Source organism: Mycobacterium sp. IDUB_39, from assembly GCF_055419205.1.
Map to the genome: position 1 here is coordinate 64,175 of NZ_JBVAXF010000001.1, position 15,463 is coordinate 79,637.

General features: G+C 67.7%; 13 protein-coding genes. 4 read left to right on the top strand and 9 right to left on the bottom strand.

Annotation, left to right across the window (positions count from 1 at the left end; all coding sequences use genetic code 11):
- Positions 1-19 precede the first annotated feature (19 nt).
- Together ACZY0X_RS00320 and ACZY0X_RS00325 are read left to right on the top strand one after the other, a co-directional pair.
- Positions 20-1,174 (top strand): NADH:flavin oxidoreductase, encoded by a 1,155-nt coding sequence (locus ACZY0X_RS00320; RefSeq protein ID WP_463767635.1) that lies wholly within the window; start codon positions 20-22, stop codon positions 1,172-1,174.
- Between the two features lie 119 nt (positions 1,175-1,293).
- Positions 1,294-3,975 (top strand): ATP-binding cassette domain-containing protein, encoded by a 2,682-nt coding sequence (locus ACZY0X_RS00325; protein ID WP_463767636.1) that lies wholly within the window; start codon positions 1,294-1,296, stop codon positions 3,973-3,975.
- 111 nt (positions 3,976-4,086) lie between these two features.
- On the opposite strand, the gene ACZY0X_RS00330 is transcribed toward ACZY0X_RS00325, so the two are convergent.
- The 6 genes from ACZY0X_RS00330 to ACZY0X_RS00355 form a co-directional block, all read right to left on the bottom strand.
- Positions 4,087-4,650 (bottom strand): pentapeptide repeat-containing protein, encoded by a 564-nt coding sequence (locus ACZY0X_RS00330; protein ID WP_463767637.1) that lies wholly within the window; start codon positions 4,648-4,650, stop codon positions 4,087-4,089.
- The gene (locus tag ACZY0X_RS00335) at positions 4,651-5,256 is read right to left on the bottom strand and encodes a GTP-binding protein (RefSeq protein WP_241400601.1); all 606 of its coding nucleotides are present in this window, start codon (positions 5,254-5,256) and stop codon (positions 4,651-4,653) included.
- A complete protein-coding gene (locus ACZY0X_RS00340; protein WP_463767638.1) occupies positions 5,237-5,623 on the bottom strand; it encodes a DUF742 domain-containing protein in 387 nt (128 codons plus the stop codon). The genes ACZY0X_RS00335 and ACZY0X_RS00340 overlap by 20 nt, the downstream gene beginning before the upstream one ends.
- A gap of 9 nt (positions 5,624-5,632) precedes the next feature.
- Positions 5,633-6,037 carry a serine protease inhibitor gene (locus ACZY0X_RS00345; protein WP_241400603.1) on the bottom strand — a complete coding sequence of 135 codons (405 nt, stop codon included), beginning with the start codon at positions 6,035-6,037 and terminating at the stop codon, positions 5,633-5,635.
- Entirely contained in the window at positions 6,034-8,838 is a 2,805-nt protein-coding gene (locus tag ACZY0X_RS00350) for a HAMP domain-containing sensor histidine kinase (RefSeq protein ID WP_463767639.1), read from the bottom strand. Before ACZY0X_RS00350 ends, ACZY0X_RS00345 begins: the two co-directional genes overlap by 4 nt.
- A 225-nt stretch (positions 8,839-9,063) precedes the next feature.
- Positions 9,064-9,669, bottom strand: coding sequence for a class I SAM-dependent methyltransferase (locus tag ACZY0X_RS00355; protein ID WP_463767640.1), 606 nt, complete (start codon positions 9,667-9,669; stop codon positions 9,064-9,066).
- Positions 9,670-9,696: 27 nt separating this feature from the next.
- On the opposite strand from ACZY0X_RS00355, the gene ACZY0X_RS00360 reads away from it, so the two are divergent.
- Complete coding sequence (locus ACZY0X_RS00360) at positions 9,697-10,149, top strand: tRNA (cytidine(34)-2'-O)-methyltransferase (RefSeq protein WP_463768713.1); 453 nt, start codon at positions 9,697-9,699, stop codon at positions 10,147-10,149.
- A gap of 24 nt (positions 10,150-10,173) precedes the next feature.
- On the opposite strand, the gene ACZY0X_RS00365 is transcribed toward ACZY0X_RS00360, so the two are convergent.
- The 3 genes from ACZY0X_RS00365 to ACZY0X_RS00375 all read right to left on the bottom strand — a co-directional run bounded on the left by ACZY0X_RS00365 (position 10,174) and on the right by ACZY0X_RS00375 (position 14,655).
- Positions 10,174-10,827, bottom strand: a complete 654-nt coding sequence (locus tag ACZY0X_RS00365; RefSeq protein ID WP_463767641.1) for a nitroreductase family protein — start codon at positions 10,825-10,827, stop codon at positions 10,174-10,176.
- 114 nt (positions 10,828-10,941) lie between these two features.
- Positions 10,942-11,187 carry a hypothetical protein gene (locus ACZY0X_RS00370; protein ID WP_463767642.1) on the bottom strand — a complete coding sequence of 82 codons (246 nt, stop codon included), beginning with the start codon at positions 11,185-11,187 and terminating at the stop codon, positions 10,942-10,944.
- A gap of 171 nt (positions 11,188-11,358) precedes the next feature.
- Positions 11,359-14,655 (bottom strand): error-prone DNA polymerase, encoded by a 3,297-nt coding sequence (locus ACZY0X_RS00375; RefSeq protein WP_463767643.1) that lies wholly within the window; start codon positions 14,653-14,655, stop codon positions 11,359-11,361.
- Positions 14,656-14,732: 77 nt separating this feature from the next.
- Here ACZY0X_RS00375 and ACZY0X_RS00380 point away from each other — a divergent pair, with 77 nt between their 5' ends.
- Positions 14,733-15,431, top strand: coding sequence for a histidine phosphatase family protein (locus ACZY0X_RS00380; protein ID WP_463767644.1), 699 nt, complete (start codon positions 14,733-14,735; stop codon positions 15,429-15,431).
- The last annotated feature ends 32 nt before the right edge of the window (positions 15,432-15,463 follow it).

The window sequence follows — 15,463 nt, forward strand, 5'->3', positions numbered from 1 at the left end:
ATTGTGGCAGGCTGCGATGATGAACACCCAGCCCAATGTGTTCACCGATATCTTCAGCCCTGCTCAGCTGGGGCCGGTGAAGCTGCGCAATCGCGTCATCAAGTCGGCCACCTTCGAGGCGGCCAGCCCGAACTCGCTGGTCACCGACGATCTGATCAAGTTCCACCGCCTGCCCGCGGCGGGCGGGGTTGGCATGACCACGGTCGCCTACCTTGCGGTGACCCCCGGCGGTCGCACGCAGGGCCCGGTGATCTGGTGGCGCCCGGAGGCCATCCCCGGACTCCGCACCCTGACCGACGCCATCCATGCGGAGGGCGCAGCCGTCAGCGCGCAGATCGCGCACGCCGGCCCCGTCGCCGATGCTCACTCCAACCAGACCGAGGCTCTTGCCCCGATGACGAGCAGGCGCGCCAGGGGTGCCACCCGCGACGACATCGCAGACGTCGTCGCAGCGCATGCCAATGCTGCTCGCTTCGCGATCGATGCGGGGTTCGACGCCGTCGAGATCCACCTCGGGCACGGCTACTTCGTCAGCTCCTTCCTGAGCCCGCTGATCAACAAGCGCGACGACGAGTTCGGTGGCTCGCTGCAGAACCGCGCGAAGGTGGCACGCAGCGTGGTCGAGGCGGTGCGCCGCGCCGTCGACGACGCCGGAGCGGGCAAGATCGCCGTGACCGCCAAGCTCAACATGGCTGACGGGGTGGACGGTGGGATCACCGTCGAGGAGTCACTGCAGACGGCGAAGTGGCTGCAGGACGACGGCTGTCTGGACGCGATCGAACTCACGGCGGGCAGCTCGTTGGTGAACCCGATGTACACGTTCCGGGGCGGCGCGCCCGGCAAGGACGTCCCCGCACTCGCCAAGGTCGTCCGCGAGTATCCGTACCACGACGCGTATCTGCTCGACGATGCCCGCCTGTTCCGGGCCGAGCTGACGATGCCGCTGATCCTTCTCGGCGGCATCACCAACCGGGAGACGATGGATCTGGCGATGGCCGAGGGATTCGAGTTCGTCGCGATGGGACGAGCACTACTGGCTGAACCCGATCTGGTGAACCGCATCAAGGCCGACGGCGACGCGCACACCGTGACATCGGTCTGCACGCACACCAATGACTGCGTGGTCACCATCTACAGCCACACCCACTGCGTGTTGACCGGGTCCCCCGGCTAGCGCCCGCGGTCTTGGGCACCGGCGCGGCCTCGCCAAGGGCGTCAATCACGGGCGCGAATACCAAATCGTTAACCCGCTGAAATCAACGCCCGTGCGCGGTACCGATAGAGTTGCCTTCGATGACGCGACCCTCACCGCCCGCGCTGACCGTTCGGTATGACGGTTCGTCCCGCACCTTCGCGCCAGGAAACGACGTTGTCGTTGGCCGCGATCTCCGCGCCGACGTCCGGATTGCCCACCCGCTGACCTCGCGTGCCCACTTGATCCTGAGATTCGACCAGGGCCGATGGCTGGCCATCGACAACGGCTCCCTCAACGGGATGTACGTCAACGGCCAGCGCGCTCCCGTCGTCGACATCGCCGACGGGCTCGGCGTCAACATCGGCAACCCCGACGGGCCCCGACTGACCTTCGAGGTCGGACATCACCAGGGCGCCGCCGGGTCGCCACCGCCGACCGAGGCGGTGCCGGTCGCCGGCCGGCCCAGCGCGGCATGGCCCACCCAGCCGCCCCACGCGCCGCTGGCCAACCGTCCCCCGATGCCGCCACCCCCGGGACCCCGCGCACAGCCGATGTACCCGTCGGGTCAGCAGCCGCGTTACCAGTCGGGCCCCACGCCGATGCCGCCCAGCGGCGGACAGCCCGCCTATCCGAGCGGTCCGCAGTCGTCGTACCCCAGTGCGCCCCATGCCTACCCGAGTGCGCCGCACCAGGCGTACCCGCCGCCGCACATGTCGCAGCCGATCTCGGCGCCGTCGGCCGAACCCGTCACCCAGCTGGGCCCGACGGCCGCACCGCGCCAGAGTGAGGGCAACCTCGCCACCAGCATGATGAAGATCCTGCGCCCCGGACGGGCGCCGGAGGCTCCTGCGGGGTCGGTCAAGATCGGTCGCGCGACCGATAACGACATCGTCATCCCCGACGTGCTGGCCGGGCGCCACCACGCCACCCTGGTGCTCACCCCCAGTGGCACCGAGATCCGCGACAACCGCAGCATCAACGGCACATTCGTCAACGGCACCCGTGTCGACGCGGCACTGCTGCGCGATGGCGACGTGGTCACCATCGGCAACGTCGACCTGGTGTTCACGGGCGGAACGCTGGCCCGGCGCACCGAGACCGAAGCCGCCACTCGCACTGGCGGTCTCGACGTCAACGGCGTCACGTGGACCATCGAGGGCAATAAGACGCTGCTCGACAACATCTCGCTGACCGCGCGACCGGGCACCCTCACCGCGGTGATCGGACCGTCCGGCGCGGGCAAGTCCACCTTTGCCCGACTGGTCGCCGGATACACCCATCCGACCAGCGGCACGGTGACCTTCGAGGGTCATGACGTCCACGCCGACTACGCCTCGTTGCGCTCCCGAATCGGGATGGTTCCCCAGGACGATGTCGTGCACGGTCAGCTGACCGTCAAGCAAGCGCTGATGTACGCCGCGGAACTGCGGCTGCCACCGGACACCACTACGGCCGACCGCGAGCAGGTCGTCATGCAGGTGCTCGAGGAACTCGAGATGACCAAACATCTGGAGACCCGCGTCGACAAGCTGTCCGGCGGGCAGCGCAAGCGCGCATCGGTTGCGCTCGAACTGCTGACCGGCCCGTCGCTGCTGATCCTCGACGAGCCCACCTCCGGCCTGGACCCCGCACTGGACCGCCAGGTGATGACGATGCTGCGCCAGCTCGCCGACGCGGGCCGCGTGGTGCTGGTCGTCACGCACTCGCTGACCTACCTCGACGTGTGCGACCAGGTGCTGCTGCTGGCGCCCGGCGGCAAGACCGCGTTCGCGGGGCCGCCCAGCCAGATCGGTCCGCAGCTCGGCACCACCAACTGGGCTGACATCTTCAGCGCCGTCGCGAGCGATCCCGACGGTGCCAGCCGCAAGTTCCTCGAACGCAACGGTCCGGCGGGGCCCGCGCCGCAGGCCGGTGAACCCGCGGATCTGGGCAGTCCCGCCGCCACCAGCGTGATGCGGCAGTTCTCGACCATCGCGCGACGACAGATCCGGCTGATCGTCTCCGACCGCGGCTACTTCATCTTCTTGGCCGTCCTGCCGTTCATCATGGGTGTGCTGTCGCTCTCCGTGCCCGGCTCCACCGGCTTCGGTCAACCCGATCCGCTCGGCGACGCACCCAACCAGCCGGGCCAGGTGCTGGTGCTGCTCAACGTCGGCGCCATCTTCATGGGCACCGCGCTGACGGTCCGTGACCTGATCGGCGAACGCGCGATCTTCCTGCGCGAGCAGGCGGTTGGCTTGTCCACCACCGCCTATCTGCTGGCGAAGGTCTGCATCTACTCGGTGTTCGCGATCGTGCAGTCCGGCATCGTTACGGCGATCACGCTGATCGGCGTCGGCATGCCCAAGAATGGCGCGGTGATGCTGGGCAGTAGCGAAACGGCTGCCGCCATCGAGCTGTTCCTGGGAATGGCCGCCACCACCGTGTGCGCGGCGACGGTCGGCCTCGCGCTGTCGGCATTGGCGAAGACCAGCGAGCAGATCATGCCGCTGCTCGTCGTGGCGGTCATGAGCCAGCTGGTGTTCTCCGGCGGCCTGATCCCGGTCACGGGCCGGGCCCCGCTCGACCAGATGTCGTGGGTCACCCCTGCCCGCTGGGGTTTCGCCGCGACGGCGTCAACGGTGGGCGTCACAGACATGGTGAAGCCGCCGATCATGCCCGACGACGCGCACTGGAAGCACACCTCCGGGGCGTGGCTCCTCGACATGGCCATGCTGGCCGCGCTATCGGTGTTCTACCTGAGCTTCGTGCGGTTCAAGATCCGCCTCAAGGCAGGCTAGAGCCCATTCGTTTCGTTGAGATAGCACTGAGCGCCATACCCACTCGAACATTGGCACCGTGAGCGCTATCTCAACGTCCCAGCTACCCGACGTCCCGGCTGCCCGCGAGGGTCAGTCGCCGCCGAGGACCAGGCCATGCGCCACGGCGTAGGCCATCGCCTGATCGATGTCGACCTTGGCCCCGCGGAGCTTCGCGGTGGTCCAGAACGTGGCGTCGACACGCGCGCCACGTAGATCGGCCCCCTCGAGCTTGGCGTCCTGCGTGCGGGCCCCCATCAGGTCCGCGCGCCGCAGCACCGCCTTGCGCAGGTCCGCGCCGACCAGGCTGGCCTCCCGGAGGCGACAGTCCGACAGGTCCACCTTCTGCAGGTCACACGCGGCGAGCACGGTCAGCGTGAGATCCACCTCGGTGAACGTCGCCGGCCGCATCCGACTCTCGGAGAACACCGATCCGAGCAGACTGCACTGCGCAAACGTGCTGTGCTGCAGGGATGCCCGCCGGAAGTCACAGTTGCGGAACGCCGAGCCGTAATGCTCCGACTCGGTCAGGTCGACACCGGAGAAGTTGCAGTCGGTGAACACCACCCGCTCGGTGCGCAGTCGGCTGAGGTCCTCATCGCGAAAGTCGTGGCCGGTGAACTCTTGGTCCACCCATACCTGTTCTGAATCGGCCATTTATGACGCGTTGCTGAGGTTGGTCAACGCGTACTCGGTGACCGCGATGAGCGACGCCCGCGCAGAGTGGCGGTCACGCGCATCAACGAGGACTACCGGGATGTGGTCGGGCAGCGCGAGCGCCTTGCGCACTTCCTGCGCTGGATACCTTGGTGCACCGTCGAATTCGTTGACACCGATGACGAACGGCAGCTTGCGGGCCTCGAAGAAGTCGACGGCGGCGAAACTGTCCTGTAGGCGTCGCACGTCGACCAGGATGATCGCGCCGATGGCACCGCGGATGAGGTCGTCCCACATGAACCAGAACCGCCGCTGCCCGGGCGTGCCGAACAGGTAGAGCACCAGGTCGTCAGCCAGGGTGATGCGCCCGAAATCCATGGCGACGGTGGTGGTGGTCTTGTCCGGTGTCGCCTCGAGACCGTCCAACCCCTGTGAGGCGTTCGTCACGATGGCCTCGGTCCGCAGCGGCATGATCTCCGAAACCGCGCCGACGAATGTCGTCTTGCCAGCACCGAACCCGCCGGAGATCACGATCTTCGTCGAGGCGGTCTCCCGCCGCCGCTGGGTTGCGGTGTCTCGGGGACCATCAAAGTGCCCGTAGGCCACGCAAGGTCCTTCCTATCAGCTCTCGTCGTTCATCCGTGGTCGCCGACTCCGAAAGGGTGGCATGCACCCGAAGATACCCTTGCGTCACCAAATCGCCGATCAGCACGCGCGCGACGCCGAGTGGCAAGGACAACAACGCGGCGATCTCTGCGACCGACGGGCTGCTCACACCCAACTGGAGAATCCGGGCCCGAATGTCGTTACCCGGCCAGCGCGGAGCAGGGCCGGGCTCGAGCGTCCCGACCGGTGCCTCGAGCGGCAGTTCGATCCGGGAATTCGTGCGGCCCGACGTCAGGGTGTACGGCCGCACCAGGCTGGGCTCACCCAGCGGTTCCCTGGACTCCCATCCGTCGCGCCACCTGTCCATGACGTCTCACTAACGCTGCGCAGTGCGACGGGCTGACTGGACGACGGTGCCGACGCGCTCAACCAGGATCGCCATCTCATAACCGATCTGGCCGATATCGCAGGTTCTGGTGGCCAGCGTGGCCAGGTGCGAACCATCACCAACGCGCATCAGCAGCAGATACCCGTTCTCCATCTCGACGACGGACTGCAGCACGTAGCCGCCGTCGAAGAGTTGCGCGGCACCGGCGGACAGGCTGGCCAACCCGGAGGCGACGGCGGCGAGTTGGTCGGCGCGCTCGATGGGCATGTGGGCACTGGCCGCCATCAACAGCCCGTCGGCCGACACCAGGATCGCGTGCGATACCCCGGAGACCTCGTTGGCGAACTTGGCGACCAGCCAGTCCAGTGATTCACGCTGGGCGGAACGGGTCATTCGCTGTCTGCCTCCCTACTCTCGCGGGCCTGCCGGCCAGCGTGCACTCCGCCGAAGTGGTTGCTGATGCTGGCGCGCACCGCCTCGGGGTCACGCACCGGAAGCCCTTCTTCGTCATTGCGGCTGGTGTCATTGCTGCTGGTGTCCTGGACGCCGTTGGTGCCGTTGCGATGTCGACCGTTGCGACCGTCATCGTCCTCGGCGGCGCCGGGCACCAGGCGAGCACCGGGCTCGCGGATCGGCAGACCGTGCTCGGTGTGTTCGGCCACCGGCGCCTGCTCGGCCGCCTCCGCCGCAGACCAGCCCCGGTCCCACACCGTCTGCCAGTCGAGGTCGGTGCTGTTGGCCAGTTCGTTGGGATCGTCGATGAGCCACTCCGAGAGCATCTTGTCGAAGATGCTGCCGTCACCGCTCGCCGGTGCCGGGGCCTGCTCGGCCCGCACCGGCTCCTGCGGCTGCTCCGGCTCCTGCCGCGGCGCTTGCGGCTGCGGCGCTTGCGGCTGCGGTTCGGCGGCCTGTGCGCGCGAGGCGAAGAACGCCGACGTGTCGGTCGGAACCTGACGTTGCGGGAGCGACTGCGCGGGCATCGAGTCTTCCGGCCACTGGTCGTCCGACCACTGGCTCGACGCCGGCTCGGGCGTCGGCTCCGGTGCGAGTTCGGTGAACTCCGGTGGACCGGCCGGGATGTGGGCGATCCCGCTGGCGCCCGGATCGCGTTGCGGCAGGAAGGAGACGCCCGGGTCGACGTGCCCGTTGCGGTACTCGGGCGCGGCTTGCGCCACGGGAGCAACGGGCGCCGACTCGAATTCGGGCTCGTCCGGCGCGAACTGGGCTGACGGGTAGCTCTCCTCGGGTTGCGCCGGCACACCGAACGCGGGCGTATCGAGAGTCAACCCGGTGCCACCGCGCAGCAGCAGTTCGGCCGGTACATAAACACCGGCGGTGGTGCCCGAGTTCAGGTCACCCGCGACGGTGCTGCGCAGCCGTACGACCAGCCCGTGCTGAGCGGCGAGCCGGCCCACCACGAAGAGCCCCATGTGGCGCGCGGTGTACGGATTGACCTCGCCACCGGACTGCAGTCGCGTATTCGCCACGCGCAGATCGGAATCCGTCATACCCAGGCCGACATCGCTGATCTCGATGACGAGGCCGCCATTGCCGGTGTGCACCGCCGACACCCGCACCTGCGAGATGGGCGGTGAGTACCGCAGCGCGTTGTCGAGAAGTTCCGCCAACAGATGCACCAGGTCACCGGCCACCACGCCGAGCACCTCGCTGTCGGGGACCGACGCGGTGACCACGCGGGTGTAGTCCTCCACCTCGGAGGCCGCGGCGTTGATCAACGCCGAGACCGGCACGTGGTCAGCCTGCTCGCGAGCCACCCGCGACCCGGCCAGCACCAGGAGGTTCGCGCCGTTGCGGCGCATGCGAGCCGCGAGATGGTCTAGGTGGAACAGACTTTGGAGTCGTTCGGGGTCCTCTTCGTTGCGTTCCAGGTTGTCGATCAGCGACAGTTGCTGATCGACGAGCGAGCGATTGCGGCGGGACAGCGTCTCGAACATGTCGCCGACCTGAACCTGCAGCCGGGCCTGCTCACCGGCCAGCAGCACGGCCTGCTCGTGCAGTTCGTCGACGGCATGCGCGACCTGTCCGATCTCCTCGGTGGTGTGCACCGGCAGCGGCTTCACCGGACCCGGCTCACCACCGGCGAGGACGCGTTCAAGTTCACGGGAGAGGTCTTCGTGGGCCACCTTGAGCGCGCCGTCGCGCAGCGTGCGCAGCGGACGGATCAGCGTCCGCGCGACCAGCGTCACGAGCAGGAGCGCCAGGAGCACAGCGACGCCGACGATCACGGAGTCCCGAATGGCCTCCTGCCGCTTGGCCGACGCCTGATCCTCGACGCCCGTCGTCACGGCCGTGGTGGTCGAGTCGATCACCTGCGTGGCGATGTCATCGGTCGCCTGCAGCGAGGCGGTGATCTCAGGGTTGTTGACCAGGGGCACGGCCGGATCCGACATCATGGCCATCCGCTTGACCATCTCGGCCTGCAGCTTCTGCGCGTCGGCCGACCCGACGCCGAGCACCTGGGCCATCCCGAACAATGTCGAGGGCTCGGTGCCGGCCAGGGTGATCATCGACGTGCGGAGCTCGGGCTCGGGCAGCTCGGCGCCGAGGTTCACCAGCAGCTGCTGCATCATCATCTGTCCGCGCGCACCCATCGCGCGGGACAGACCGAGTCCCTCGGCGCGGATTCTCTCGTCCTCGACGCGAACAGATCCGATGACCGCGTCCTCGGCGGTGAGCAGGATCGGCGCGTAGGTAGTGACCTTCTCGCGCAGCGGGATGCTGTTGGCGATGACCCGGTCCAGAAGCGCCTGGCCGCCGTCGAGCAAGTTCGTGACACCCGTGCCGACGTCGGGCACGACGTCGGTCGTCTCGAGTGCCCGGGCAAGATCCCGCTTGTTGGAGTCGAATGCGGTCAGCGCCGCCTGAGAGTCACCACCGGTGGAGTTGGCCAGCAGCGCGCCCTCGAGCGCGGCCATGTAGTTGGCGATCGCCGGCGCCATTTCGGCGCGGTCTGCGGCCAGTCGCAGATCGCCCGCCTCATTCCATCCCGAGTAGACGCGCAGCCCACCGAATATGCCCGCAAGGAGCAGCGGCACCAAGACGATTGCGACGACTTTCCAGCGGACCGGCCAATTGCTCATCGACCACCGAGGCGGCCGCTTCGGTGCCTGCGCCGCATGGAGATCGAATTCCGCTGCGACGGCGCCGTGTGGTTGCTGCTCGAAGGACGTCATTACAGCCCGGCCGCACTACCGGCCGCTTGTCCGAATTTCGGTGATCGCGCGTCGTTCATAAGACTTCCTGCAGCTCATTGCCCTGACACGGGCAGGCGTCATCGCCCGACAATTGGTCGAGTATGCCAGCGAAGTGCACCCGATTCCACAATTCTTACTGAACGGACAGAGTCGTTACCGCGGCGTTGCCAGATCGTGTGCTATGCGAGCAAATGCCGATATCGACTACGCCGGCCGAAGGAGCGCGACGAGGAAGTCGGAGCTCTCGGTGAACGGTCGCACATCCCAGGCGGACAGCAGCAGTTCGGGCGCGAGTCCGGCAGTCGCGGCGTCGTCGAGAAAATCGACGAACTCGTAGTCGCGACCGGCGCCGAAGCCGATCACCGCCCGGCCATCGTCGGAGAGGTGGGCACGCAACCGCGCCAGCACCTGAACTCGGGTGCTCGGCGCAAGGAATGTCATGACATTGCCTGCGGACAGGATCACGTCGAAGGGCTCGGTGATACCGCGCGCGGGCAGGTCGAGTTCGGCGAGGTCCCCGACGAGCCAGCGCGGGCCGGGATGGTCCTGCTCGGCGGCCTCGATGAGTGTCGGGTCGACGTCGACACCGACGACGTGGTGACCGGCCGCGGCCAGATAGCCACCCAGTCGGCCGGGACCGCAGCCGGCGTCGAGGATGCGGGCACCGCGCGGAGCCATCGCGTCCACGAGGCGAGCCTCGCCCACTAGGTCCTCACCGGCGCGCGCCTTGGCGCGGAACCGCTCGACATACCAGTGCGAGTGTCCGGGATCGGCCGTGACCTTCTGCATCCAGTGACTCTGCGCGACCATGCGACCATTATCGCCGTGTTCAAGGTGATGTTCTATTCGCCCCGCATCGCGCCCAACACGGGCAACGCGATCCGGATGGTCGCCGCGACCGGCTGCGAATTGCATCTCGTCGAACCGCTGGGATTCGACCTCTCCGAACCGAAGTTGCGCCGCGCCGGACTGGACTACCACGACCTGGCCTCGGTGACCGTGCATCCAGATTTGGACGCCGCCTGGACGGCCGTCATGCCCGCACGGGTGTTCGCGTTCACCGCCCACGCCGACAGTTCGTTCGCCGACGTGGACTACGTCCCCGGTGACGTGCTGATGTTCGGTCCCGAGCCGACGGGCCTTGACGCTGACACGCTGGCCGATCCCCACATCACCACCCGGGTGCGCATCCCCATGCTCGCGGGTCGGCGGTCGTTGAACCTGTCCAATGCCGCGGCGGTGGTGGTGTACGAGGCCTGGCGCCAGCAGGGTTTCACCGGGGCCATCTGAGGCGACTAGGCCATCTGAGGCGATCTACCAGGTGTTCCAGTGGGCGAGCTGCTCGGCGGGCAACCGCTTGGCGGGCTTGAAGTCGGTGCCCTTGGTGTAGGCGATCGGGAACAGCCCACCCTGGGTGTACCGGTCGAACGGGATCCCGAGGATCTCGGCGGCCTTCTTCTCACCGTCGTCCATCATGTGCAGCGTCGTCCACGCCGAGCCGAGGCCACGCGACCGCAATGCCAGCATGAAGCTCCACGTCGCCGGCAGCAGCGACCCCCAGAACGACGCCGACATGCCCGCCGACGCACCCTCCGGCCGACCCTCGAGGCAGGGAATCATCAGCACGGGTGCCTTTTCGAAGTTCTCGTTGAGGTACTTCGCGGAGTTCGTCACCGCACCGATCTGCTCGTCACGAATGTCGCCACGCTCGGGCGGCGGAAAATCCAGGTACGGCGTGCCAAAGGTGCGGTAGATGTCTGCGAGCGCCTTCTTCTTCTCGGCATCCTCGACGAAGACGAACTGCCAGCCCTGCGCGTTGGATCCCGTCGGCGCCTGCAATGCCAGCTCAAGGCATTCCATGATCACTTCGCGCGGCACCGGCCTGTCGAAGTCCAGACGCTTGCGGACCGAGCGGGTGGTGGTCAGGAGTTCATCGACAGTGAGGTTCAGGGGGTTCGAAGGCGTCATCACCGGAGACTACATTCGCGCCCAAGACAGTCATTAACAAGGTGTTAATGACGCCTCGCCGCGACGCCAGTGAGCCCCCTCCCATTTCGGGAGGGGGCTAGTGGGTGTGATGGTTTAGGCCTCGTCCCCGCCGGTGAGGTACGTGATGTAGGCGGGGCCGTGGTTGTGGTACCAGCCCGGCATGACCGTCGGCGCCGGGTCGGCGTAGGTCTGCGGGCTGAACATGTTGCCGGGGCCACTGGGCTCCTGGCCGCCGAGGCTCTGAGCGTGGGCCATACCGGACATTCCGAGGACCGCACCGGCGAAGATGCCGGCGGCCACGATCGGGAGGACGAAGATGCGGGCGATGGTGGTGGTCATGTCGTGAATCCTTCTGTGCGAGTTGACTTCTTGGTCTGCTTGCCGGTGTGTTCCGGCGATGAGACAACTATGTCGCGATCTCGACTCGGGGTCTGTCGGGCGACCGGTGGATGCACCGGGTGAATCCCATGTCCACCGATCAGGGGACAGCTCGCAGGCGCGTCTGCGCGGCTACTGGAAGTCGCGCGACTTCGAGGCCACGCGCATGTCCATGGGGCGCATCTGGTCAGCGACCACGGTGACGGCCCCGGTCGCGTTCTGCACGATCCCGCGCACCACCAGGGCCGACGCGGTCTGCGCCAGCTTGCGATGCCGTCCCCACACGCCGCGCGAGCACAGCACGTTGACCATTCCGGTCTCGTCCTCCAGGTTCATGAACGTCACCCCCTGCGCCGTCGCCGGGCGCTGCCGATGCGTCACCGCGCCCGCGACCAGGACCCGGGTGCCGTCGGGCACCGACAACAGCCGATTGGCCGGCACCACGCCCAGCTGCTCGAGACGCTCCCGCAGGAACTGCACGGGATGGCTGTCCGGCGAGACACCGGTGGCCCACACATCGGCGGCGACGAGTTCCAGCGCCGTCATCCCCGGCAGCGACGGGACGTGCGATGACGACCCGACGCCGGGCAATCGGTCGGGTCGCTGGGTGGCGGCGGCCCCCGCGGCCCACAGCCCCTCGCGCCGGGACACTCCGAAGCAGTTCAGCGCCCCCGCGGTGGCGAGCGCCTCGGTCTGCGGTACCGACAGCTGCACCCGGCCAGCGAGGTCGACCAGGGATATGAACGGCCCGTTGGTGTTTCGCTCGTCGACGATGCGCTCGGCCAGGTCGGTGCCGATGTTTCGGACCGAGCCGAGTCCCAACCGGACGTCGAGACCGCAGTTCTCCAACGTGGCGTGCGCAAGGCTGGCGTTCGCGTCCGGTCCGTGCACGACGACACCGTGGCGCCGCGCATCGGCAACCAACGACTGCGGCGAGTAGAAGCCCATCGGCTGCGCCCGCAGCAATGCCGCGCAGAACACCGCCGGATGATGCAGTTTGAACCACGACGAATAGAACACCAGCGAGGCGAAGCTCAACGAATGACTCTCGGGGAAGCCAAAGTTGGCGAAGGCCTCCAGCTTCTCGTAGATGCGGTCGGCCACCGCGCCGGTGATGCCGTGTCTGGTCTGCATGCCGTCATAGAAGCGGTCGCGCAGCCTGCGCATCTTGTCGGTGGAGCGCTTGGACCCCATTGCCCTGCGCAACTGGTCGGCCTCGGCCGCGGAGAAGCCCGCGCAGTCGACGGCAAGTTGCATGAGCTGCTCCTGGAACAGCGGTATTCCCAACGTCTTGCGCAGCGCGGGCTCCATCGACGGGTGGTCGTAGGTGACCGCCTCCTCCCCATTGCGGCGCCGGATGTAGGGGTGCACCGACCCGCCCTGAATGGGCCCGGGCCGGATCAGCGCCACCTCGACCACCAGGTCGTAGAACACCCGCGGTTTCAACCGGGGCAGCGTGGCCATCTGCGCGCGGGACTCCACCTGGAACACCCCGATCGAGTCGGCGCGCTGCAGCATCTCGTACACGCCCGCCTCGGAGAGATCCAGCCTCGACAGGTCGACCTCGATGCCCTTGTGTTCGGCGGTCAGGTCGATGGCGTAGTGCAGAGCCGAGAGCATGCCAAGGCCCAGCAGGTCGAACTTCACCAAACCGATTGCCGCGCAGTCATCCTTGTCCCACTGCAGCACGCTGCGGTTCTCCATGCGCGCCCACTCCACCGGGCACACGTCGGCGATGGGCCGGTCGCAGATCACCATGCCGCCGGAGTGGATGCCCATATGCCGGGGCAGGTTCTTGATCTGCAACGCCAGATCGATCACCGACTTCGGGATCTCCTCGACATCCGGCGAGTCGGGCAGGCCGTTCCACCGGCTGATGTGCTTGCTCCAGGCGTCCTGCTGGCCTTGGGAGAATCCGAGCGCGCGGGCCATATCGCGCACCGCACTACGGCCCCGGTAGGTGATGACGTTGGCGACCTGTGCGGCGTAGTCGCGGCCGTACCGGTCGTAGACGTATTGAATCGCCTTCTCCCGCAAGTCCGATTCGATGTCGATATCGATATCGGGCGGCCCGTCGCGCGCCGGCGAGAGGAATCGCTCGAACAGCAGGTCGTTGGCGACCGGGTCGACGTTGGTGACGCCCAGCGCGTAGCAGACCGCCGAGTTCGCTGCCGATCCTCGGCCCTGGGCCAGGATCGCATTGTCGCGGCAGAACCGGGTGATGTCGTGCACCACCAGGAAGTAACCCGGGAAGTTCAACTGGTTGATGACCTTGAGTTCATGCTCGATCTGCGCGTACGCGCGCGCGGCCCGTTCGGGCGGACCGTACCGGTTGCGGGCGCCGGTCATCGTCAGGTGCCGCAACCAGCTTCCCTCGGTATGTCCGTCGGGCACCTCGAAGGGCGGCAGCCTCGGGGCGATGAGCGCCAGGCCGAACGCGCACTGCTCACCGAGATCCGCTGCGGCGGTGACGACCTCGGGACAATGCGAGAACAGTCGCGCCATCTCCTCCCCCGAGCGCAGATGCGATCCGCCCAGCGGCGCCAACCACCCCGCCGCCTCGTCCATCGAGTTCCGCGCACGGATGGCACCCATCGCCATGGCCAGCCGGCCCCGTGAGGGTTCGGCGAAGTGCGCGGCGGTGGTGGCGACGACGCCGACCCCGAAGCGGGGTGCGAGCCCGGCCAGCACGGCGTTGCGCTCGTCGTCATGCGGATGACCGTGCCGGGTCACCTCCACGCTGACCCGGTCGGCGCCGAACCGGTCCACCAGATCAGCGAGCGCGGCCTCGGCCGCCTCCGGCCCGCCGGTCGAGAGTGCTTGGCGGACATGACCCTTGCGGCATCCGGTGAGGATGTGCCAGTGCCCACCCGCGGCCTCAGCCAGCGTGTCGTAGTCGTAGCGCGGCTTGCCCTTCTCCCCGCCAGCCAGGTGCGCCCTGGCGAGTTCGCGTGACAGCCGCCGGTATCCCTCCGGCCCACGCGCCAGTACCAGCAGGTGCGGTCCCGGCGGATCGGGCTCCTCGGTGCGTGCGACGTTGCTCAGCGACAGTTCCGCACCGAACACCGTGGACACGTCGAGTTCGCGGGCGGCCTCGGCGAACCGCACCACCCCGTAGAGCCCGTCGTGATCGGTCAGCGCGATGGACCGCAGGCCGAGCCTGGCGGCCTCCTCGACGAGTTCCTCGGGTGTGCTGGCACCGTCGAGGAAGCTGTACGCGGAGTGGGCGTGCAGTTCGGCGTACGGGACTGACGACCCCGTGCCCGCGGGCCGGTCCACCGGCTCGTAGGCACCCCGCTTGCGCGACCAGGCCGGGCTGTCACCGCCGTCGCCCGCGGGCTCCTCGAGTGGCATGCCCGCCCGGCGGGGCTTGCCACCCAGGACTCGTTCCATCTCGGCCCAACTCGGCGGTCCGTTGTGCCAACCCACGCCTCCAGTCTATCGAACAGATGTTCGACACGCACCGTGTCGACCTGAGACAAAGGTTGAGACGATAGGTTCAGGTGATGTCGACTCCACGCCGCACACTCGGCGCCCTCGCCACCCTGATGCTCGCCGCCTGCCTCACCGCAGCACCCGCTGCTGCAGCCGACCCCGACATCACCATCACGTTCGTCCGCCACGGCGAATCTCAGGGCAACGCCAGCGGCCGCGCCGACACGTCAGTCCCCGGCCCGTCTCTCACACCGCTCGGTGAACAACAGGCCAAGGAGGCCGCCGTCGCGTTGTTGCGCAGCCCGCACGACGGCGTGTACGCCTCGACCATGATCCGGACCCAGCAGACGGCACAACCGTTTGCCGACGATCTCCGCGAGCAGATCGTCGTGCTGCCGGGCCTGCGCGAGATCGAGGCGGGCGACTTCGAGGGACAGCCCGAACAGGACGGCGCCTCCGGCTTCTACCAAACTCTGAACCAGTGGATGAAGGGCGACCGTGACGCCCGCATCCCCGGGTCGATCGACGGCAACGAGTTCAACGCCCGCTTCACCGACGCCGTGAACGAGATCTACCGCAGCGGCCATCAGCGGCCGGTCGCGTTCGCGCACGGCGGGTCCATCGCCGTCTGGACGATGATGAACGTCGTCGATCCGCCGCTGGAGCTGGCGGAGACCCAGCCCCTGCCGAACACCGGTCAGGTCGTCGTCCGCGGCAACCCGACCGACGGCTGGACACTGCTGGACTGGAACGGCACCAAGATCGAGTAGCCCGCCGCGATGATTTCCGCGCGCGGCGCCGG